The organism is Inquilinus ginsengisoli (genome assembly GCF_031453975.1).
Lineage (GTDB): Bacteria > Pseudomonadota > Alphaproteobacteria > DSM-16000 > Inquilinaceae > Inquilinus > Inquilinus ginsengisoli_A.
Genome location: NZ_JAVDPW010000001.1, coordinates 328,319 through 352,487 on the forward strand (window position 1 = coordinate 328,319; position 24,169 = coordinate 352,487).

A 24,169-nucleotide genomic window follows, 5' to 3' on the forward strand; every position below is an offset into this window, starting at 1 on the left:
ACCGGGCAGCGGCGCCGTGCCCCCTGAAAGCGGCACCGAGCTGGACTGGACCATGAACGATATCGACAACGACGCGCTGCTCGCGCTGCTGCTCGACGACGGCATTGCCGACCCGGATGCGATCGTCGCGCGCCCGGCCGGGACGGATGCGCCGCTGTCCTTCTCGCAGCAGCGGCTATGGTTCCTGCAGCATTACGATCCCGACAGCCCGGCCTACAATTCGGTGCGGGCGGTGCGGCTGCGCGGGCGGCTCGACGTGGCGGCGCTGGAGGCCGCGTTCCGCCGGGTGATCGAACGCCACGCCGTGCTGCGCACCCGGTTCAGCGCCGGCGCCGGCGAACCGCGGCAGGTCGTCCTGCCGGGGATCGATTTCGCGCTCGAACGCGCCGTGCTGCCGGCATTCGATGCGGCCGGCGCCCAGGATGCGCTGTCGGCCTGGCTGACCGCGCGGCTGCGACGCCCGTTTGACCTGGCGCAGCCGCCTCTGCTGCGCGCCGCCCTGGCCCAGCGCGGCGATCTGCGGGACGGCACCGGCGAATGGGTTCTGCTGCTGGTGATGCACCACATCGTCGTCGATGCCTGGTCGACCGCCCTGCTGGTGCGCGACCTGGCCCAGGCCTATGGCGACGCGCTGCGCGACCCCGACCGCCGTGGTCGGCCGCTGCCGCCCTTGGCGCTGGACTATGCCGACTACGCCCTGTGGCTGCGCGACCGCTTCGCCGGGGACCGTCGCGACCAGGCGCTGGCGCATTGGCGCACCTATCTCGGCGACGAGGTGCCGGTGCTGGCGCTGCCGACCGACCGGCCGCGCGACGCCGAAGGCAACCGGCCCGGGGGCCGCGTCGACTTCGTGCTGCCGCAGGCCCTGGCCCGGTCGGTGCAGGCGCTGTGCAAGGAGGAGGGCTGCACCCCCTTCGTGGTGCTGCTGGCGGCGTGGCAGATCCTGCTCGGCCGCCTCGCCGGGCAGGCGGATTTCGCCGTCGGCGTGCCCAACGCCGCGCGCAATCGCGGCGAGGTCCAGGACCTGATCGGTTTCTTCGTCAACACCCAGGTCTACCGCGCCCGGCTCGACCCCGGCCTCAGCGTCCGGGCGCTGTGCCGCCGCCTGAGGGCCGAGGCGATGACCGCGCTCGACCATGCCGATTTCCCGTTCGAGCTGCTGCTGGAAGGGCTGGGCATCGTCCGCGACCTGCGGCACACGCCGCTGTTCCAGTCGCTGTTCAACTTCCGCACCAGCCGCGATGCGACGCCGCTGGTGCTGGAGGGCGTGACCGCCGGGCCGATCGATGTCGACACCGGCAGCGCCCAGTTCGACCTGTCGCTGGATGTGGTCGCCGATGAACGCGGCATCGACTGCCAGCTGGAATACGATGCCGGGCTGTTCGACCGGGCGACGGCCGAACGCTGGGGCGCGCATCTCACCATCCTGCTGCAGCAGATGACGGCGCAGCCGGACGCGCCGATCGAGTCGCTGACGATGCTGGCCGAGGTCGATCTGGTGCGGCTGGAGGCCTGGGCGGCGTCGCCCTGGCCGTCGCGGGGCACCGGCTTCGTCCAGGACTGGATCGCGGGGCATGCGTCGGCGGATCCGGATCGGGTGTCGGTGGTGTTCGGCGACCGCGAGGTGAGCCGGGGCGAACTGGAGCGGCGGGCGAACCATCTGGCTCATCGCCTGGTGCGGTCGGGCGTGGGCCCGGACGTGCTGGTGGGTGTGCTGCTGGAGCGGTCGCCGGAGATGCTGGTGTCGCTGCTCGCGGTCTTGAAGGCGGGCGGGGCCTATGTGCCGCTGGCATCGGACGCGCCGCCGGCGCGGCTGGCGGAGATGGTGGCGGATAGCGGGCTGCGCCTGGTGCTGACGCAGACGTCGCTGTCGGACCGGCTGCCGGCGGGGGCGGCGCGGATCCTGGTCGAGGATGCGGCTGGAGAGTCGGCGGTGGCGCCGGTGGTGTCGCTGTGCCCGGAGAACCTGGCCTATGTGATCTACACCTCGGGATCGACCGGCAAGCCCAAGGGCGTGGGCGTGGCTCATGGGCCGATCGCGGAGCATTGCCGGCTGATGGCCGAAATCGGCGAGCTCGGTGAAGACTCACGCGAATTCCACTTCCTGTCCTTCACCTTCGACGGGGCGCATGAGCGCTGGCTGACGGCGCTGACCTGCGGCGCCAGCCTGGTGCTGCGCGACGAGAGCTTGTGGCCGGCGGACCAGACGCTCGACGCCTTCCGCCGTCACGGCGTCACCAACGCCGACTTCACCCCCGTCTATCTCGACGAACTGTCGTCCTGGGCCGAGGCCCAGGGCGAGGCCCCGGCCACCGACCTGATCTCCTTCGGCGGCGAGGCGATGTCGCGAGCGGGGTACGACCGAGTGCGTCGAGCGTTGCGGCCGCGGGTGCTGCTGAACGGCTACGGGCCGACGGAGGCGGTGGTGACGCCGCTGGTGTGGAAGGTGGGTGTGGAGACGGAATGCGACGGCGCCTATGTGCCGATCGGGCGTCCGGTGGGGGACCGCCGGGCCTATGTGCTGGACCGTCGCCTGCAGCCGGTGCCGGTGGGGGTGGCGGGAGAGCTGTATATCGGTGGCAGCGGTCTGGCGCGAGGCTATGTCGGACGCCCGGACCTGACGGCGGACCGGTTCGTGCCGGACCCGCAGGGCGAGCCGGGCGGGCGGATGTACCGGACCGGGGACCTGGTGCGGTGGCGGCCCGACGGGTCGATCGACTATGTCGGGCGGTCGGACCACCAGGTGAAGATCCGGGGCTACCGGATCGAGCTGGGCGAGGTCGAGGCGCGGCTGCTGGCGCATCCGCTGGTGCGGTCGGCGGTGGTGTCGGCGATGGCGTCGCCGGGCGGCAAGCGGCTGGTGGCGCATGTCGTGGCGCGCGACGGGGCCGGAGACCTCGAGCCTGAGCTGAAGGCGCATCTGGGATCGCAGCTGCCGGACTACATGGTGCCGTCGCGCGTGGTGGTGCTGGAGGCGCTGCCGCTCTTGGGCAACGGCAAGGTGAACCGCCTGGCGCTGCCGGTGCCGGAATGGAGCGTGGCGGCCACGGCGCAGGCGGCGCCGGAGGGCGAGGCCGAGCGGACCCTGGCGGGGATCTGGGCGGAGGTGCTGGGCCTGGCCTCGGTGGGCGCGACGGACAACTTCTTCGAGCTGGGCGGGGATTCGATCCTGTCGCTGCAGGTGGTGGGACGTGCGCGCCGCGCCGGCCTGGTGCTGACGCCGCGCCAGCTGTTCGAACACCAGACGGTGCGGGGCCTGGCGGCGGCGGCGAAGGTCGAGGCGGCGGCGGTCGAGGAGACCGCATCGGGCGAGGCGGTGCTGACGCCGATCCAGCGCTGGTTCTTCGACACGGCGATGGCGGAGCGTTACCACTGGAACCAGTCGGTGCTGCTGGCACCGCGCCAGGCGCTGGACGCCTCGGCGCTGCAGCAGGCGGTGTCGGCGGTGGTGGGCCACCACGACGCACTCCGTCTGCGCTTCGTGGCAGAGAACGGCGTCTGGTCGCAGCACCATGCCGAGCCGTCCGAGCAGGACTGGCTGTGGCAGCGGTCGGCGGCGGACGAGGCGGATCAGCTGGCGGTGTCAGAGGCGGCGCAGCGCAGCCTGGACCTCGGGCAGGGGCCCCTGCTGCGGGCGGTGCTGATCGATCGCTGGGACGGGACCCAGCGCCTGCTGCTGGCGGTGCACCACCTGGTGGTGGACGGGGTGTCGTGGCGGATCCTGCTGGAGGATCTGCAGACCGCCTACGCCCAGGCCGCGGCGGGCGAGCCGGTCGCGCTGCCGGCGAAGAGCAGCGCCTTCGGCCGCTGGGGCGGACGGCTGCAAGCCCATGCGCCTGCACGGGCGGCGGAGCTGCCCTACTGGCGCGACGTCCTCGATGGCCCGTCCGGCTTCCCGGTGGCACGCCCTGAGGGCGCGAACACCGTGGCGCAGCTGGCGGAGCACCGCCTGCGCTTCGACGCCGGGCTGACCGAACGGCTGGTGAAGACGGCGCCGAAGGCGTGGCGGACCGGGGTCGAGGACCTGCTGCTGACGGCGCTGGCGCGGGTGCTGTGCCGGTACAGCGGTGACGGCTCGGCGCTGGTGGCGCTGGAAGGCCATGGCCGCGAGGGGCTGTTCGAGGACGTCGACCTCAGCCGGACGATGGGGTGGTTCACCAGCGTCTACCCGGTGCGCCTGACGCCGGAGGCGGACCTTGAGGCATCGCTGAAGGCGGTGAAGGAACAGCTGCGGTCGGTGCCGGACCGTGGCATCGGCTACGGCGTGCTGCGCTACCTCGGCAGCGAGGAGACCCAGGCGGAACTGGCCGCGCTGCCCTGGCCGGCGGTGACCTTCAACTATCTCGGCCGGTTCGAGGGGCTGACCGACGGCGCCTTCGCCCAGGCGGACGAGAGCGGCGGCCGGGACCAGAACGACGGGTCGCCCTTGGGCGGCGAGCTGGTGGTGAATGGCCAGATCGTGGGCGGCGTGCTGCAACTGAGCTGGCTGTACAGCGCGGCACGGCACGACGCGGCGGTGATCGAGGCCCTGGCCGCGGCCTACGAGGCCGAGCTGGCGGCGCTGGTGGAGCATTGCTGCGACCCGGCGACCCCGGGCGGCCTGACGCCATCGGACGTGCCGCTGTCGGGCCTGTCGCAGGCGGCGCTGGACGCGCTGCCGGTGGTGGCGTCGGAGGTGGAGGATCTGTACCCGCTGTCGCCGATGCAGCAGGGCATGCTGTTCCACAGCCTGCAGGCGCCGGAGCTGTATGTGACGCAGCTGAGCGTGGCGGTGGACGGCCTGGACGCCGACCGCTTCGCCCGGGCGTGGGAGGCGGTGGTGGACCGCCATGCGATCCTGCGCAGCGGCTTCCTGTGGGATGGCGAACGGCCGCTGCAGCTGGTGCACCGCCGGGCGCCGTCGCCGGTGGAGCAGCTGGACTGGCGCAGCCGGCCGGACCAGGAGCAGGCGCTGTCGGATCTGGCGGTGTCGGACCGGGCACGAGGCTTCGACCTGGCGCGTCCGCCGCTGCTGCGGGTGGTGCTGGTGCGGCTGGGGGAGGCGCGGCATCAGCTGATCCTGACCAGCCACCATGTGCTGCTGGACGGATGGAGCACGTCGCGGCTGATCGGCGAGGTGCTGACCCGGTACCACGGCGGAAGCCCGTCCATATCGGGCGGGCGGTACCGGGACTACATCGCCTGGCTGCAGGGCCGGGACACCCGTGCGGATGAGCGGTTCTGGCGCGAGCGGCTGGCTGGTGTCGAGGAGCCGACGCTGCTGGCCGCGGCGCTGCCCAACCCAATGCCGGAGCCGGGCTACGGCGCCGCACGGCTGCATCTGGACGGTGCGGCGACGGAGGGTCTGAAGGCCTTCGCGCGGCGCGAGCGGGTGACGCTGAACACGGTGGTGCAGGGGGCATGGTCGCTGCTGCTGTCGCGGGTGACCGGTCAGCGGCGGGTGGTGTTCGGGGCGACGGTATCGGGACGGCCGGCGGAGCTGGCGGAGGCGGAGACGCTGTTGGGGCTGTTCATCAACACCCTGCCGGTGGCGCAGGAGTTGGACCCCGGCCGCAGCGTGGGGGACTGGCTGCGTCAGCTGCAAGGCTTGAACGTGGCGATGCGGGAGCATGAGCACACGCCCTTGTACGAGATCCAGGGCTGGGCGGGGCAGGGGGGGCGGTCGCTGTTCGACAGCCTCTTGGTGTTCGAGAACTACCCGGTGGACCAGGCGCTGCGGGAGCGGGACGAGAGCAGCCTGCGGTTCGGCCCGGTCGCCAACATCGAGACGACGAACTACGCGCTGACGCTGACGGTGCAGGCGGGGAGCGACCTGGAGATCGGCTGGAGCTGGCGCCGGGACGCGCTGGGGTCGGAGCGGGTCGAGCGGCTGATCCGGCAGCTGGAGAGCCTGCTGCAGCGGATCGCGGCGGATGCCACGGCCGTCCTGGGCACGATCGCCCTGCCGACGGCCGAGGAGCAGCGGCAACTGGCCCAGTGGAACGCGACGGAGCATGGCTATGAGGCGGTGCCGAGCGTGGTGACGCTGATCGAGCGTCAGGCGCAGGCGACGCCGGAGGCGGAGGCCCTGGTGTTCGAAGGCGAACGCCTGAGCTACGCCGAGCTGGAGGCGCGCAGCAACCGGCTGGCGCATGCGCTGATCGCCCGGGGCGTCGGCCCGGACATGCTGGTGGGGGTGGCGGCGGAGCGGTCGGTCGAGCTGGTGGTGGGGTTGCTGGGGATCCTGAAGGCGGGGGGAGCCTACCTGCCGCTGGACCCGGAGCATCCGCGCGACCGGCTGGCCGGGACCATCGGCGACGCCGGACTGCGGCTGGTGCTGACCCAGGGGCACCTGGCCGAGCGGTTGCCGGGGATCGACGGCGTCGAGATCCTCGCCCTGGACCGCTGGGACCTGTCGCAGCAGCCGGATCACGCGCCCGGCGTGGCGATCCATCCGGAGACGCTGGCCTACTGCATCTATACCTCGGGCTCGACCGGCAAGCCGAAGGGCGTGGGCAACAGCCATGCCGGTCTGCTGAACCGGCTGCAGTGGATGCAGGCGGAATACGGATTGGGCCCGTCGGACCGTGTGCTGCAGAAGACGCCCTACGGGTTCGACGTGTCGGTGTGGGAGTTCTTCTGGCCGCTGATGACCGGCGCCACGCTGGTGGTGGCGGCGCCGGGGGCGCACCGGGACCCGGAGGCGCTGGGCCGGGTGATCCGGGATCAGGCGATCACGACGCTGCACTTCGTGCCGTCGATGCTGGCGGCGTTCGCGGCGTCGGGCGAGCTGCCGGCGTGCCGCAGCCTGACCCGGATCCTGTGCAGCGGCGAGGCCTTGCCCATCGAGCTGCAGACGGAGGTGCTGGAACAGACCCAGGCGGAGCTCCACAACCTGTACGGCCCGACCGAGGCGGCGATCGACGTGACCTTCTGGGCGTGCCGTCCGGAGGCGGGGCAGCGCGGGGTGCCGATCGGGCACGCCATCGCCAACACCCAGATCCACATCCTGGACGCGGACCTGAATCCGGTGCCGGAGGGTGTGTCGGGAGAGCTGTACATTGCGGGCGTCAACCTGGCGCGGGGCTATCTCGGCCGCCCGGACCTGACGGCGGACCGGTTCGTGCCGAACCCGCTGGGGCAGCCCGGCAGCCGGATGTACCGCAGCGGCGACCTGGTGCGGCGGCGTGCGGACGGGGCGATCGAGTATCTCGGTCGTCTGGACCACCAGGTGAAGCTGCGGGGCCTCAGGATCGAGCTCGGGGAGATTGAGGCGGGGTTGAGGTCGCATCCGGGGATCCGGGATGCGGTGGTGGTGGTGCGGGACGGGCGGCTGGTCGGCTATGTCGCCGCCGACGCGGCGCCGGACGAGGCGGCGGTGAAGGCCGGGCTCGGCACGATCCTGCCGGAGTACATGGTGCCGTCGAAGCTGGTGTGGCTGGAGCGGTTGCCGGTGTCGGCGAACGGCAAGCTGGACCGCAAGGCCCTGCCCGACCCGGAGTGGGAGAGCGGCGCCGGACACGCCGAGCCCGAGGGCGAGACCGAACAGGCCATCGCCCGGATCTGGCGCGACGTCCTCGGCCTCACCCAGGTCTCCCGGCATGACGACTTCTTCAATCTCGGCGGGCACTCGATCCTGGCCACCCGGATGGTGTCGCGGCTGCGCCAGGTGCTGGCCGTCGAGCTGCCGCTGGCGATCCTGTTCGAGACCCGCACCATCGCCGGCCTCGCCGCGGTGATCGATCGACACGGCCGCGGCGACGCCGCGGCGGAACTGGATGCGATGTCCGATCTGCTGGACGCGCTGGAGCTGCCGGAATGAACGACATGACCGTGCCGCAGGCCGATCCGTTGCGCGCCATCGCCGAACGCGTGAGCGCTTTGCCGGCGGAAAAGCGCAAGCTGTTCCTGGCCCAGCTCGACGCCAAGGGCATCAGCGCCCAGCGCCTGCCGATCGTCCCGGTCTCCCGCGACGCCGCGCTGCCGCTGTCCTACGCCCAGCGCCGCCTGTGGCTGCTGTGGCAGCTGGAGCCGGAGGGCACGGCCTATCACATCACCGGCGGCCTGCGCCTGACCGGCCGGCTCGACGAGGCTGCGCTGCAGGCGGCGCTCGACGGGCTGGTCGCCCGCCATGAGGCGCTGCGCACCAGTTTCGGCACCGACGCCGAGGGCGGGCCGGTGCAGCATATCCTCGCGCCGGCGCCGCTGCCGCTCGACCGGGCCGACCTGTCGGCGCTGCCGGAGGATCAGCGGCAGGCCCGGCTCGACGACCTCTCGGCGCAGGAGGTCCGGCGGCCCTTCGACCTTGCCGCCGGCCCACTGCTGCGCGCCACCCTGGTCCGGCTGGCCGCCGATGAGCAGGTGCTGCTGCTGACCCTGCACCACATCATCGCCGATGGCTGGTCGATGGACCTGCTGGTCGCGGATGTCGCCGCCCTCTATGACGGCCACCGTCTCGGCCGGCCGGCGCCGGCCGCCGCGGAGATCCAATACGCCGACTACGCGGTCTGGCAGCGCCAGCTGATGGAGGCCGGCGAGGGCGAGCGCCAGCTGGCCGCCTGGACGGAAATGCTGGGCGCCGAGCAGCCGGTGCTGGAACTGTCGGCCGACCGGCCGCGCCCAAGCGAGCCCAGCGGGCGCGGCGACACCGTCGCCTTCGACCTTCCCGACGATCTCGCCGCGGCGCTGCGGTCGCTGGCGCAACGCCAGGGCGCGACCCTGTTCATGGTGCTGCTGGCCGGCTTCTCGCTGCTGCTGCGCCGCCTCGGCGGCCAGGACGATCTGCGCATCGGCGTGCCGGTCGCCAACCGCCAGCGCCAGGATGTCGAGGCGGTGATCGGCTGCTTCGTCAACACCCAGGTGCTGCCGATCCAGGTCGACGGGCGGGTGTCGTTCGAGGCGCTGCTGACCGCGGTCCGCGGCACCGCGCTGCAGGCCCACGCGCATCAGGCGCTGCCCTTCGAGCAGCTGGTCGAGGCTCTGAATCCCGAGCGCAGCCTGGACCGCAATCCGCTGTTCCAGGTGATGTACCATCACGGCCAGCGCCGCGATGCGGTCGAGCTGCGGCTCGGCGACGTGCGGGCCGAGGTGCTGGCGCGCGACGGTGGCAGCGCCCAGTTCGACCTGACCCTGGTCACGGCCGAGGACGCGGCCGGGCGGCTCTCCGGCCAGCTCGCCTACGCCACCGACCTGTTCGACCGGGCGACGGTCGAGCGCTGGCGCGACGGCTTCATCCTGCTGCTGCGGCAGGTCACGGCGCAGCCGGGCCGGGCGCTGGGGCAGCTGAACCTGCTCACTGAAGTCGAGGAAGCGCGGCTTACCCGGTGGAACGCGACGGAGCATGGCTATGAGGCGGTGCCGAGCGTGGTGACGCTGATCGAGCGTCAGGCGCAGGCGACGCCGGAGGCGGAAGCCCTGGTGTTCGGCACCGATCGCCTGAGCTACGCCGAGCTTGAGGCGCGCAGCAACCGCCTGGCGCATGCGCTGATCGCCCGGGGCGTCGGCCCGGACATGCTGGTGGGGGTGGCGGCGGAGCGGTCGGTCGAGCTGGTGGTGGGGTTGCTGGGGATCCTGAAGGCGGGGGGAGCCTACCTGCCGCTGGACCCGGAGCATCCGCGCGACCGGCTGGCCGGGACCATCGGCGACGCCGGACTGCGGTTGGTGCTGACCCAGGGGCACCTGGCCGAGCGGTTGCCGGGGATCGACGGCGTCGAGATCCTCGCCCTGGACCGCTGGGACCTGTCGCAGCAGCCGGATCACGCGCCCGGCGTGGCGATCCATCCGGAGACGCTGGCCTACTGCATCACTACCTCGGGCTCGACCGGCAAGCCGAAGGGCGTGGGCAACAGCCATGCCGGTCTGCTGAACCGGCTGCAGTGGATGCAGGCGGAATACGGATTGGGCCCGTCGGACCGTGTGCTGCAGAAGACGCCCTACGGGTTCGACGTGTCGGTGTGGGAGTTCTTCTGGCCGCTGATGACCGGCGCCACGCTGGTGGTGGCGGCGCCGGGGGCGCATCGCGATCCTGAGGCGCTGGGCCGGGTGATCCGGGACCAGGCGATCACGACGCTGCACTTCGTGCCGTCGATGCTGGCGGCCTTCGCCGGGTCGGGTGAGCTGCCGGGCTGCCGCAGCCTGACCCGGATCCTGTGCAGCGGCGAAGCCTTGCCGCAGGAGCTGCAGACGGAGGTGCTGGGTCAGATCCAGGCGGAGCTGCACAATCTCTACGGTCCGACCGAGGCGGCGATCGACGTGACCTTCTGGGCGTGCCGTCCGGAGGCGGGGCAGCGCGGCGTGCCGATCGGCCATGCCATCGCCAACACCCAGATCCACATCCTGGATGCCGACCTGAATCCGGTGCCGGAGGGGGTGTCGGGAGAGCTGTACATCGCCGGCGTGAACCTGGCGCGGGGGTATCTCGGTCGTCCGGACCTGACGGCGGACCGGTTCGTGCCGAACCCGCTGGGGCAGCCCGGCAGCCGGATGTACCGCAGCGGCGACCTGGTGCGGCGGCGTCCTGACGGGGCGATCGAGTATCTCGGCCGGCTGGACCACCAGGTGAAGCTGCGGGGCCTCAGGATCGAGCTCGGGGAGATCGAGGCGGGCTTGAGGTCGCATCCGGGGATCCGGGATGCGGTGGTGGTGGTGCGGGACGGCCGGCTGGTGGGCTACGTCGCCGCCGACGCCGCGCCGGACGAGGTGGCGGTGAAGACCCAGCTGGCGACGATCCTGCCGGACTACATGGTGCCGTCGAAGCTGGTGTGGCTGGAGCGGTTGCCGGTGTCGGCGAACGGCAAGCTGGACCGCAAGGCCCTGCCCGACCCGGAGTGGGAAAGCAGCGCCGGACACGCCGAGCCCGAGGGCGAGACCGAACAGGCCATCGCCCGGATCTGGCGCGACGTCCTCGGACTCCAGCACGTCTCCCGAGACGACAATTTCTTCACCGTGGGTGGCGATTCCATCCAGTCGCTGCAGGTGATCGCCCGGGCGCGGCAGCAGGGGCTGGCGCTGACCCCGCGCGACATGTTCCAGCACCAGACCGTGCAGGCCCTGGCCGCCGTGGCGCGGCGTCAAGTCAGCATGCTGGCGGTCGAGCGCGGCCCCGCCTCCGGCCCGGCGCCGCTGACCCCGATCCAGCGCTGGTTCTTCGACACCGAGATTCCGGCCCGCCACCACTGGAACCAGTCGGTGCTGCTGGCGCCGCGCGAGGTGTTGGATCCGCAGGCGCTGCGGACGGCCCTGGCGGCGCTGGCCGGCCATCACGATGCGCTGCGCCTGCGCTTCACCCTCGATGCCGATGGCGCCTGGCACCAGCATTACGCCGATGCGGCGGATCAGGATTGGCTGTGGCAGCGCGCGGCAGCGGACGATGCCGCGCTGGAGCGCCTGGCCGACGAGGCCCAGCGCAGCCTGGACCTCGTCCAGGGCCCGCTGCTGCGGGCACTGCTGGTCGACCGCCCGGACGGCAGCCAGCGCCTGCTGCTGGCGGTCCATCACCTCGTGGTCGACGGCGTGTCCTGGCGCATCCTGCTGGAGGATCTCCAGGCCGCCTACCGCCAGATCGTGGCCGGCACGCCGGTGGCTCTGCCCGGCCGGACCGATGATTTCGGCGCCTGGGGCCGGCGGCTCGAGGCCTATGCCGGCAGCCCGGCGCTGCAGGCGGAACTGCCGCACTGGATGGCCACCCTGGCGGGCGACGCCGTCGCGCTGCCGGTCGACCGGCCGGAGGGCGACGCCACCGTCGCCCGGGCCCGGACGCACCGGCTGGCGCTGGACGCCGACACCACCCGGCAACTGCTGCGCCAGGCGCCGGCCGCCTACCGCACCCGCATCGACGACCTGCTGCTGGCGGCCCTGGCGCGGGTGCTGTGCCGCTGGACCGGCGGCGCATCGGTGCTGGTCGATCTCGAAGGCCATGGCCGTGACGCCCTGCCGCCTGACGCGCTCGGCGGACTCGACATCAGCCGGACGGTGGGCTGGTTCACCAGCCTCTATCCGGTGCGGCTGGCTCCCGGCGACGGTGGGCCGGCGGCGGTGATCAAGGCGGTGAAGGAACAGTTGCGCGCGGTGCCGCATCGCGGCATCGGCTACGGGGTGCTGCGCCATCTCGGCGACGCTGCGGCGCGCGCCGCCCTGGCCGCGGCGCCGCGGGCCCAGGTGATGTTCAACTATCTCGGCCAGTTCGACGGCCTGCTCGAAGCCGAGGCGGCGTTCGTGCCGGCCGCGGAGCCGCAGGGGGCGCAGTCGGACGAGGGCGCGCCGCTCGGCCATGAGCTGGTGATCGACGGAAGGGTGATCGACGGCGCCTTGCGGCTCGACTGGCGCTTCTGCGACGACCGCCTCGACGCCGCCACGGTCGAGGATCTGGCCGAGGCCTACCGCACCGAGCTGGCCGGGCTGGTCGCGCATTGCCTGAGCCCGGACGCTGGCGGCCTGACACCGTCGGACCTGCCCTTGGCGGGGCTCGACCAGGCCGGGATCGACGCCCTGCCGGTCCCGGCCGCGGCGATCGTCGACGCCTATCCGCTGTCGCCGATGCAGCAGGGGCTGCTGTTCCATGCGCTGCACGCGCCGGAGGCAGGGCTCTACGTCAACCAGATCAACGTCGCGCTCGACGGCCCGCTCGACGGCCCGCGCTTCGCCCGGGCCTGGGCCGCGGCGATCGAGCAGCACGACATCCTGCGCACCGGCTTCCTGTGGGACGGCGACCTGCCGGCGCCGCTGCAGCTGGTGCAGTGCGGCCTGCCGGTGCCGGTCGAGCTCCGCGACGGCCGCGGCCTCGACGAGGCCCAAGTCGCGGCACTGGCCCGCGACGAGCGCGAGCGCGGCTTCGACTTGGTGGCCCCGCCGCTGATGCGGGTGCTGCTGCTGCGCCTGTCAGACGATCGGCACCAGCTGATCTGGACCTTCCACCACATCCTGATGGATGGCTGGAGCACGGCGCGGCTGATCGGCGAGGTGCTGGCGCGGTATCGCGGCGAGACGCCGGCCGCCGGCAGCGGCCGCTACCGCGACCACATCGCCTGGCTGGCGGTCCGCGATCCGCAGGCGGACGAGGCGTTCTGGCGCGGCCAGCTCGGCCGGCTGGAAGCACCGACCCGCCTGGCCGACGCGCTGCCGGCCCCGGCCGCCGGGGCCGGCGATGGCCATGGTCTGTTCAAGACCAGCCGCGACGCCGGCCGCACGGCGCGGCTGACCGCTTTCGCCCGGCGCGAGCGCATCACCCTGAACACCTTGGTACAGGGCGCCTGGTCGCTACTGCTGGCGCGCTACACCGGCCAGGACAGCGTGGTGTTCGGCGCCACCGTCGCCGGCCGCCCGGCCGAGCTGGCCGGCGCCGAGACGCTGCTGGGTCTGTTCATCAACACCCTGCCGGTGATCCAGCAGCCGGTGCCGGAGGCGCGGGTGGGCGACTGGCTGCGCGAGGTCCAGGCGATCGGCCTAGCGCTGCGCGAGCACGAGCACACGCCGCTGAACGACATCCAGCGCTGGGCGGGCCAAGGCGGGCAGACGCTGTTCGACACCCTGCTGGTGTTCGAGAACTACCCGATCGACCAGGCCGCACGGGCCGGGGGCGACCTGCGCGTGGCCGCGGCGGAGACGGTGGAGGCGACGCATTACCCGTTGTCGCTGGCGGTCCAGGCCGGCGACACGCTCGACATCGCCTATGGCTATCGCCGCGACGCCTTCGCCCCGGCGCAGATCGGGGCGCTGAGCCGGCATCTCGACACCCTGCTCGACCGCCTGGCCGAGGATGCCGGGGCGGCGCTGGGCTCGCTGTCGCCGCTGGCCGAGGCGGATCTCGCCCAGCTGGCCGCGTGGCGGACCGAGCCCTATCGCGCGGAGCCCTATCGTTGCGTCCAGGACTGGATCGCAGTCCACGCCGCGGCGGATCCGGATCGGGTGTCGGTGGTGTTCGGCGAGCATGAGGTGAGCCGGGGGGAGCTGGAGCGCCGGGCGAACCACCTGGCGCATCGCCTGGTGCGGTCGGGCGTGGGGCCGGACGTGCTGGTGGGTGTGCTGCTGGAGCGGTCGCCGGAGATGCTGGTGTCGCTGCTGGCGGTGCTGAAGGCGGGGGGCGCCTATGTCCCGCTGGCGTCGGATGCGCCGCCGGCACGGCTGGCGGAGATGGTGGCAGATAGCGGGCTGCGGCTGGTGCTGACCCAGGGGGCGCTGGCGGGCCGGCTGCCGATCGGGGCGGAGCGGATCCTGGTCGAGGATGCGGCGGGGGAGTCGGCGGTGGCGCCGGTGGTGCCGCTGCGGCCGGAGAACCTGGCCTATGTGATCTACACCTCGGGGTCGACCGGCAAGCCCAAGGGCGTCGGCGTCGCCCATGGCCCGCTGGCGATGCATTGCCGGGTGACCGCGCCGCTCTACGACATGGACGAGGACTCGCGCGAGTTCCACTTCATCGCCTTCAGCTTCGATGGTGCGCATGAGCGTTGGCTGACGGCGCTGACCTGCGGCGCTAGCCTGGTGCTGCGCGATGAGAGCCTGTGGCCGGCCGAAAAGACCCTGGCGGCGATCGGCCGTCACGGCGTCACCAATGCCGGCTTCCCGCCGGTCTATATCAACGAGATGGCCGCCTGGGCGGAAGCCACGGATCGCCGTCCGCCGGTGGATCTGTACTCCTTCGGCGGCGAGGCGATGTCGCGTGCGGGGTACGACCGTGTGCGCCGAGCGCTGCGCCCGCGAGTGCTGCTGAACGGGTACGGCCCGACGGAGGCGGTGGTGACGCCGCTGGTGTGGAAGGTGGGGGTCGAGACGGAGTGCGACGGCGCGTATGTGCCGATCGGGCGCCCGGTGGGGGACCGGCGGGCCTATGTGCTGGACCGGCGCCTGCAGCCGGTGCCGGTGGGCGTGGCGGGAGAGCTGTATATCGGCGGCAGCGGTCTGGCGCGGGGCTATGTCGGCCGCCCGGACCTGACGGCGGACCGGTTCGTGCCGGACCCGCAGGGCGAGCCGGGCGGGCGGATGTACCGGACCGGGGACCTGGTGCGGTGGCGTGCGGACGGGTCGATCGACTATGTCGGGCGGTCGGACCACCAGGTGAAGATCCGGGGCTACCGGATCGAACTGGGCGAGGTCGAGGCGCGGCTCCTGGCGCATCCGTCGGTGCGGTCGGCGGTGGTGTCGGCGATGATGTCGCCCGGCGGCAAGCGCTTGGTGGCGCATGTCGTGGCGCGCGATGGGGCCGGAGACCTGGAGCCCGAGCTGAAGGCGCATCTGGGATCGCAGCTGCCGGACTACATGGTGCCGTCGCGGGTGGTGGTGCTGTCGGCGCTGCCGCTGCTGGGCAACGGCAAGGTGAACCGGCTGGCGCTGCCGGTGCCGGAATGGAGCGTGGCGGCGACGGTGCAGGCGGAGCCGGAGGGCGAGGCGGAGCGGACCCTGGCGGGGATCTGGGCGGAGGTGCTGGGCCTGGCCTCGGTGGGGGCGACGGACAACTTCTTCGAGCTGGGCGGGGATTCGATCCTGTCGCTGCAGGTGGTGGGGCGGGCGCGTCGCGCCGGCCTGGTGCTGACGCCGCGCCAGCTGTTCGAGCACCAGACGGTGCGGGGCCTGGCGGCGGCGGCGAAGGTCGAGGCGGCGGGGGTCGAGGAGACCGCATCGGGCGAGGCGGTGCTGACGCCGATCCAGCGCTGGTTCTTCGACACGGCGATGGCGGAGCGGCACCACTGGAACCAGTCGGTGCTGCTGGCGCCGCGCCAGGCGCTGGACGCCTCGGCGCTGCAGCGTGCGGTGTCGGCGGTGGTGGGCCATCACGACGCGCTGCGTCTGCGCTTCGTGGCAGCGAACGGCGTCTGGTCGCAGCACCACGCCGAGCCGTCCGAGCAGGACTGGCTGTGGCAGCGGTCGGCGGCGGACGAGGCGGCCCAGCTGGCAGTGTCGGAAGCGGCGCAGCGCAGCCTGGACCTGGGGCAGGGCCCCCTGCTGCGGGCGGTGCTGATCGAACGCTGGGACGGGACGCAGCGGCTGCTGCTGGCGGTGCACCACCTGGTGGTGGACGGGGTGTCGTGGCGGATCCTCTTGGAAGACCTGCAGACGGCCTATGCCCAGGCCGCAGCCGGAGAACCGATCGCGCTGCCGGCGAAGAGCAGCGCCTTCGGCCGCTGGGGCGGACGGCTGCAGACCCATGCGCCGTCGCGGGCGGCGGAGCTGCCGTACTGGCGCGAGGTGCTGGCCGGCCCGTCGAGCTTCCCGGTGGCGCACCCCGAGGGCGCGAACACGGTGTCGGCGCTGGCGGAGCACCGTCTGCGCTTCGACGCCGGGCTGACCGAACGGCTGGTGAAGACGGCGCCGAAGGCGTGGCGGACGGGGGTCGAGGACCTGCTGCTGACGGCGCTGGCGCGGGTGCTGTGCCGGCACAGCGGTGACGGTTCGGCGCTGGTGGCGCTGGAAGGCCATGGCCGCGAGGGGCTGTTCGACGATGTCGACCTCAGCCGGACGATGGGGTGGTTCACCAGCGTCTACCCGGTGCGCCTGACGCCGGAGGCGGACCTTGAGGCATCGCTGAAGGCGGTGAAGGAACAGCTGCGGTCGGTGCCGGACCGGGGCATCGGCTACGGCGTGCTGCGCTACCTCGGCAGCGCGGAGACGCAGGCGGAGCTGGCCGCGCTGCCGTGGCCGGCGGTGACCTTCAACTATCTCGGCCGGTTCGAGGGGCTGACGGACGGGGCCTTCGCGCAGGCCGGCGAGAGCGGCGGCCGGGACCAGAACGACGGCTCACCCTTGGGCGGTGAGCTGGTGGTGAACGGCCAGATCGTGGGCGGCGTGCTGTGCTTGAGCTGGCTGTACAGCGCGGCACGGCACGACGCGGCGGTGATCGAGACCCTGGCCGCGGCCTATGAGGCCGAGCTGGCGGCGCTGGTGGAGCATTGCTGCGACCCGGCGACCCCGGGCGGTCTGACGCCGTCGGACGTGCCGCTCTCCGGCCTGTCGCAGGCGGCGCTGGACGCGCTGCCGGTGGTGGCGTCGGAGGTGGAGGATCTGTACCCGCTGTCGCCGATGCAGCAGGGGATGCTGTTCCACAGCCTGCAGGCGCCGGAGCTCTACGTGACGCAGCTGAGCGTGGCGGTGGACGGGCTGGACGCCGACCGCTTCGCCCGGGCGTGGGAGGCGGTGGTGGACCGCCACGCGATCCTGCGCAGCGGCTTCCTGTGGGACGGGGAGCGGCCGCTGCAGCTGGTGCATCGCCGGGCGCCGTCGCCGGTGGAGCAGCTGGACTGGCGGACCCGGCCGGACCAGGACGCGGCACTGTCGGATCTGGCGGTGTCGGACCGGGCGCGGGGCTTCGACCTGGCGCGTCCGCCGCTGCTGCGGGTGGTGCTGGTGCAGCTCGGGGAGGCGCGGCACCAGCTGATCCTGACCAGCCACCATGTGCTGCTGGACGGATGGAGCACGTCACGGCTGATCGGCGAGGTGCTGACCCGGTACCACGGCGGCACCTCGTCCACGTCAGGTGGCCGGTATCGGGACTACATCGCCTGGCTGCAGGGCCGGGACACCCGTGCGGATGAGCGGTTCTGGCGCGAGCGGCTGTCGGGCCTCGAGGAGCCGACGCTGCTGGCCGCGGCGCTGCCCAATCCCGTGCCGGAGGCGGGTTATGGGGCGGCGCGGCTGCATCTGGACGGTGCGGCGACGGAGGGTCTGAAGGCCTTTGCCCGGCGCGAGCGGGTGACCTTGAACACGGTGGTGCAGGGGGCGTGGTCGCTGCTGCTGTCGCGGATCACCGGGCAGCGGCGGGTGGTGTTCGGGGCGACGGTGTCGGGGCGGCCGGCGGAGCTGGCGGAGGCGGAGACGCTGCTGGGGCTGTTCATCAACACGCTGCCGGTGGCGCAGGAACTCGACCCGGCGCGGCGTGTGGGCGACTGGCTGCGCCAGCTGCAGGGGCTGAATGTGGCGATGCGGGAGCATGAGCACACGCCCTTGTACGAGATCCAGGGCTGGGCGGGACAGGGCGGGCGGTCGCTGTTCGACAGCCTCTTGGTGTTCGAGAACTACCCGGTGGACCAGGCGCTGCGGGAGCGGGACGAGGGATCCTTGCGGTTCGGCCCGGTGGACAACATCGAGACGACGAACTACGCGCTGACGCTGACGGTGCAGGCGGGATCGGACCTGGAGATCGGCTGGAGCTGGCGCCGGGACGCGCTGGGGTCGGAGCGGATCGGGCGGCTGATGCGGCAGCTGGAGACGCTGCTGCAGCGGATCGCGGCGGATGCGGCGGCATCCTTGGGCACGATCGCCCTGCCGACGGCGGAGGAGCAGCAGCAGCTCGCCCGGTGGAACGCGACGGACCATGCCTATGAGGCGGTACCGAGCGTGGTGACGCTGATCGAGCGTCAGGCGCGGGCGACGCCGGGGGCGGAGGCCCTGGTGTTCGGCACCGAGCGCCTGAGCTACGCGGAACTCGACCGTCGGGCGAACCGCCTGGCGCATGCGCTGATCGCCCGTGGCGTCGGCCCGGACATGCTGGTGGGGGTGGCGGCGGAGCGGTCGGTCGAGCTGATGGTGGGGTTGCTGGGGATCCTGAAGGCGGGGGGTGCCTACCTGCCGCTGGATCCGGAGCATCCGCGCGACCGCCTGGCCGGGACCATCGGCGATGCCGGGTTGCGGCTGGTGCTGACCCAGGCCCATCTGGCGGAGCGGCTGCCGGAGCTCGATGGCGTCGAGACCCTGGCGCTGGACCGCTGGGACCTGTCGCAGCAGCCGGAGCAGGCGCCCGGCGTGGCGATCCATCCGGAGACGCTGGCCTATTGCATCACCACCTCGGGCTCGACCGGCAAGCCGAAGGGCGTGGGCAACAGCCATGCCGGTCTGTTGAACCGGCTGCAATGGATGCAGGCGGAATACGGGCTGGGCCTGTCGGACCGTGTGCTGCAGAAGACGCCCTACGGCTTCGACGTGTCGGTGTGGGAGTTCTTCTGGCCGCTGATGACCGGCGCCTGTCTGGTGGTGGCGGCGCCGGGGGCGCATCGCGATCCGGAGGCGCTGGGCCGAGTGATCCGGGACCAGGCGATCACGACGCTGCACTTCGTGCCGTCGATGCTGGCGGCCTTCGCCGGGTCGGGCGAGCTGCCGGGCTGTGCGAGCCTGACCCGGATCCTGTGCAGCGGCGAGGCGCTGCCGCAGGAGCTGCAGACGGAGGTGCTGCAGCAGACGGAAGCCGAGCTCCACAACCTGTACGGTCCGACCGAGGCGGCGATCGACGTGACCTACTGGGCGTGCCGTCCGGAGGCGGGGCAGCGCGGGGTGCCGATCGGGCATGCCATCGCCAACACCCAGATCCACATCCTGGACGCGGACCTGAACCCGGTGCCGGAGGGTGTGTCGGGAGAGCTGTACATCGCCGGTGTGAACCTGGCGCGGGGGTATCTGGGCCGCCCTGACCTCACGGCGGACCGGTTCGTGCCGAACCCGTTGGGGCAGCCCGGCAGCCGGATGTACCGCAGCGGCGACCTGGTGCGGCGTCGGCCGGACGGGGCGATCGAGTATCTCGGTCGTCTGGACCATCAGGTGAAGCTGCGGGGCCTGCGGATCGAGCTCGGGGAGATCGAGGCGGGCTTGAGGGCTCACCCCGGCATCCGGGATGCGGTGGTGGTGGTGCGGGACGGGCGGCTGGTCGGCTATGTCGCCGCGGACGCCGCGCCGGACGAGGCGGCGGTGAAGCAGCAGCTCTCGTCCCAACTGCCGGACTACATGGTGCCGTCGAAGCTGGTGTGGCTGGAGCGGCTGCCGGTGTCGGCGAACGGCAAGCTGGACCGCAAGGCCCTGCCCGATCCGGAGTGGGAGAGCAGTGCCGGCCATGCCGAGCCCGAGGGCGAGACCGAACAGGCCATCGCCGCGATCTGGCGCGAGGTCCTCGGCCTCACCCAAATCTCCCGGCATGACGACTTCTTCAATCTCGGCGGGCACTCGCTGACCGCGATGAAGGTCCGGGCCCTGCTGCTGGAGCGGCTCGGCCAGTCCCTGCCGATCCGCCATTTCTTCGACCATCCCACCCTTGCCGGGCTGGCCGCCAGCCTGTCCGCCGACGGCGCCGGCGCGCAGCAGCGGCTGAGCGACATGGACCAGTGGATGAGCGAGCTCGAGGACTGATCATGACCGTCGATGCCAAGCAGATCGCCCGTCGTTTCGCCGGGCTGGCGCCGGATCGCCGCCGCGCCTTCCTCGACAAGCTTGCCGAGCACGGCGTGGATTTCACCGAACTGCCGATCCCCCCGGCGCCGCGCGAAGGGGCGCTGCCGCTGTCCCATGCCCAGCGCGGGCTATGGCTGACCTGGCAGCGCGACCCCGCCAGCCCGGCCTACAACATGGCCGGCATCCTGGCGCTGACCGGCGGCCTCGACGTTGCGGCGCTGCAGGCGGCGGTCGGTGACCTGGTCGCCCGTCACGAGGCGCTGCGTACCACCTTCGGCATCGACTCCGAGGGGCAACCGGTGCAGCGCATCCACGCCGAGCTGCCGCCGCCGCTGACGCTGCGCGACCTGCGTGCCTCGGCGGACGGGCGAGGGGAGAGCGACGCCTTCGCCCAGGCCTTGGCGCAGCAGCCCTTCGACCTCGAGGCCGGGCCGCTGCTGCGGCTCGAGTTGCACATCCTGGGCGACCGCGACCACCGGCTGGTGTTGGCCCTGCACCACATCGTCGCCGATGGCTGGTCGATCGGGCTGATCATCCGCGATCTCGCCGCCCTCTACGGCGCCCGGCGCGACGGCGCCCCGTCCGGCCTGCCGGCGCTGGAGGTGCAGTACCCCGACCACGCCGCCTGGCAGCGCGGCTGGCTGGAGGCGGGGGAGGAGGCGCGCCAGATCGGGCACTGGAAGGCCGCGCTGGGCGACAGCCACCCGCCGCTCGACCTGCCCTTCGACCGCCCGCGACCGGCCGAGCGCAGCGACGCCGGCGCCGCGCACGCCTTCCGCCTGTCCAAGCCGCTGGCCGATGCCCTGCGCGGCCTGGCCCGCCGGCACGGCGCCTCGACCTTCATGGTCATGCTGGCGGTGCTCAAGCTGCTGCTGGCGCGGCATGGCGGTGGCGACGACATCCGCATCGGCACGCCGCTGGCCAATCGCCGGCGGGCCGAGACCCATCCGATGATCGGCTACTTCACCAATCTGGTGGTGCTGCGCACGGTGCTGGATCAGCGCCGCAGCTTCGTCGCGCTGCTGGACCGGGTGCGCGAGGGCGTGCTGACCGCCGAGGCCCATGCCGACGTGCCGTTCGACGCGGTGATCGAGGTGCTGGCTCCGCCGCGCCAGGCCGGGGTGCACCCGCTGTTCCAGGTGAAGTGCACCGAGCAGGCCGACCAGTCGGGCAGTGCGGGTTTCGCCGGGCTCGGCATGGCGCTGCACGGCCTCAGCAGCGGCGCCGCGCATTTCGATCTCAGCCTCGACTATACCGACCGGCCCGACGGCATCGACGCGCTGCTGGCCTACACCACCGATGTCTTCGACGCTGGCACGATCGCGCGGCTGGCGGCGGATTTCACCGCCCTCGCCGAGGCCGTCACCGCGGCGCCGGAGCGACGCCTGGCCGACCTGCCGCTGGCGCCGGTGCCGGCCACCGCCTTCGGTCCGGCGAGTGCCGAGCCGCCGGTGGATCTGGTCGCGGCCTGGCGGAGTCACGCTGCGGCGCGGCCGGAGGCGGTCGCCGTCCGGCATGAGGAGCGCAGCGTCTCCCGGGCACAGCTCGACCAGGTCTCCGACCGCCTGGCGCGGCGGCTGATCGCCCATGGCGTCGGCCCTGAGGACCGGGTCGCGCTGCAGATGGGGCGCACCCCGGAATGGGTGCTGGGCCTGCTCGCCGTGCTCAAGGCCGGCGCGGCCTACCTGCCGCTGGACCCGGCGGCGCCGGCCGAGCGCCGGGCCGAGCTGGTGGCCGACAGCGGCGCCCGCTGGCTGCTGGTCGACGCCGACACGCTGGAAAGCTTCGGCTGCGAGGTGCTGCGCCTGTCGCTGGACGATCGGGATGAGGAGGTCGTTTCCACCATCCCGTTGCCCGAGGCGGTGCCCGACCAGGCGGCCTATCTGATCTACACCTCCGGCTCCACCGGCAAGCCCAAGGGGGTGGTGGTCACCCGCGGCGCCATGGCGGACTACACCCGCGGCGTGCTGCGGCGCCTGGGGCTGCCCGAGGGTACCCGCATGGCGATGGTCTCGACCGTCGCCGCCGATCTCGGCAACACCGTGCTGTTCGGGGCGCTGTATGGCGGCGGTGAGCTGCACCTGATCGACCCGGCGCGCACCTTCGACCCCGACCGCTTCGCCGAGTATGTCGCGGCGCAGCGCATCGACGTGCTGAAGATCGTGCCCAGCCATCTCCAGGCCCTGCTGCAGGCGCGCCGGCCGCAGGATGCGCTGCCGGCCCACACGCTGGTGCTGGGCGGCGAGGCCACCAGCTGGCCGCTGCTCGACCGGATCCAGGCGCTGGCGCCGGGCTGCCGCGTGCTCAACCATTACGGCCCGACCGAGACCACGGTGGGCGCCCTGTGCCAGCCGGCCTCCGAGGCCTCGCGCGCCGCCGGCACGCTGCCGATCGGCGCGCCGCTGCCGGACGCCTCGGCCCATGTGCTGGATGACTATCTCAATCCGGTGCCGGCGGGTGCTGCGGGCGAGCTGTATCTCGGCGGTCCCGGCGTGGCCCGTGGCTATCTCGGCCGCGCGGCGCAGACGGCGGAGCGCTTCGTGCCCGATCCCTTCGGCGCGCCCGGCGCCCGGCTGTACCGCACCGGCGACCGGGTCCGGCGCCTGCGCGACGGCAGCCTCGAATTCCTCGGCCGGGTCGACGACCAGGTGAAGATCCGCGGCTACCGGGTCGAGCCGGGCGAGGTGGCGACGGCGCTGCGCGGCCTCGACGGCATCGCCGACGCGGCGGTGGTCGCCCTGGCCGCCGAGGACGGACGGCTGCAGCTGGTGGCCTATGTCGCGGCGCCGGCCGGCTTCGACCTGGACGCGGTCAAGGCCCGGCTGGGCGCCCTGCTGCCCGACTACATGGTGCCGGCCGCTTTCATGCGGCTGGATGCCCTGCCCGTCACCGCCAACGGCAAGCTCGACCGCCGGGCGTTGCCGGCGCCGGTGGTGGCGAAGGCCGCCGGCGATCCGCCGCGGGGCGACACCGAGGTGGCGCTGGCCGCGATCTGGGCCGCCCTGCTGGGCACCGATGCGATCGGCCGCGACGACAATTTCTTCGCCCTGGGCGGGGATTCGATCCTCAGCCTCAAACTGCTGGCGCGGATCCGCAAGCAGGGGCTGCCCGGGGGCAAGGCCCTGTCCCTGGCCGACATCCTGAACGCGGGCAGCCTGGCCGCCTTGGCGGCGCGGATCGCGCCGGCCGAGCCGACCGGGCCGGATGTGGTCCATCTCCAGCGCGACGGTGCCGGGGTGCCGCTGTACTGCATCCCCGGGCTGATCGTGAACTCGACCGAATTCGCCTCGATGGTCGCGGCGCTGGGCGGCGACCGGCCGGTGACCGGCTTCGTCAGCCACGTCTACACCGCGCAGCGCTGGCGCGGCTACGACATGGCGGCGCTGGCCGAGGAGTTCGCGGCCCATATCGAGCGCACCGCCACCGGCGGGCGCTGCGCCCTGCTCGGCTGGTCCTCCGGCGGCGACCTCGCCTTCGAGACCGCGCATCGCCTGGCGGGGCGGGTGCGGATCGATTTCCTCGGCATGGTCGACGTCTTCGAATCCGTCGATTTCCGCGCCGAGCGCGATCGGACGCCGGAGGAGCGCGAGCGGGCCGCGGCCCTGCTGGAGCAGTGGCTGGGCCGGTCGCAGATGGCGGCGCAGTGGCGCCCGTTGTTCGCGCTGATGGACGAGGCCGAGCGCGCGGCGCTGGACGACTATGTCCTGGCCCATGGCGACGCGCTGCCGGTCGACGGGCCCGACCTGCTGTCGCGCGAGTTCGAGCTGTGGGCGACGCTGGACAAGCGGCTGCGCGCGGCGCGCTACCGGTACCGGCCGCTCGGGCTGCCGGTCCATGTCTGGCAGGCGGAGGATTCGCTGGGCCGGCCGGAGCAGCTGCGCGACTGGAGCGCGCTGGCGCCGGTGGCGGAGCTGGCCCTGGTGCCGGGCGCCAAGCATCTCGACATCATCCACGACGCCGGCTTCCAGGCCGGTGTCAGGGACGCGATGCGCCAGGCCGACAGCGCCGCCGTCGCGGTCGCGGCCCAGTAGAGGGGCGAAGCGGGAGGGGG

Annotated in this window: 3 protein-coding genes; all 3 read left to right on the top strand. The window is 72.7% G+C overall.

Features of this window, described 5'->3' with window-relative positions:
• Window positions 1-16 precede the first annotated feature (16 nt).
• The 3 genes from E9232_RS01625 to E9232_RS01635 are packed head-to-tail and all read left to right on the top strand — an operon-like array spanning window position 17 to window position 24,149.
• The gene (locus E9232_RS01625; RefSeq protein WP_309791737.1) at window positions 17-7,801 is read left to right on the top strand and encodes a non-ribosomal peptide synthetase; all 7,785 of its coding nucleotides are present in this window, start codon (window positions 17-19) and stop codon (window positions 7,799-7,801) included.
• Window positions 7,798-20,076 carry a non-ribosomal peptide synthase/polyketide synthase gene (locus E9232_RS01630; RefSeq protein WP_309791738.1) on the top strand — a complete coding sequence of 4,093 codons (12,279 nt, stop codon included), beginning with the start codon at window positions 7,798-7,800 and terminating at the stop codon, window positions 20,074-20,076. Before E9232_RS01625 ends, E9232_RS01630 begins: the two co-directional genes overlap by 4 nt.
• A gap of 2 nt (window positions 20,077-20,078) precedes the next feature.
• On the top strand, window positions 20,079-24,149 hold the full coding sequence (locus E9232_RS01635) for a non-ribosomal peptide synthetase (RefSeq protein WP_309791739.1): 4,071 nt from the start codon (window positions 20,079-20,081) through the stop codon (window positions 24,147-24,149).
• Window positions 24,150-24,169 lie beyond the last annotated feature (20 nt).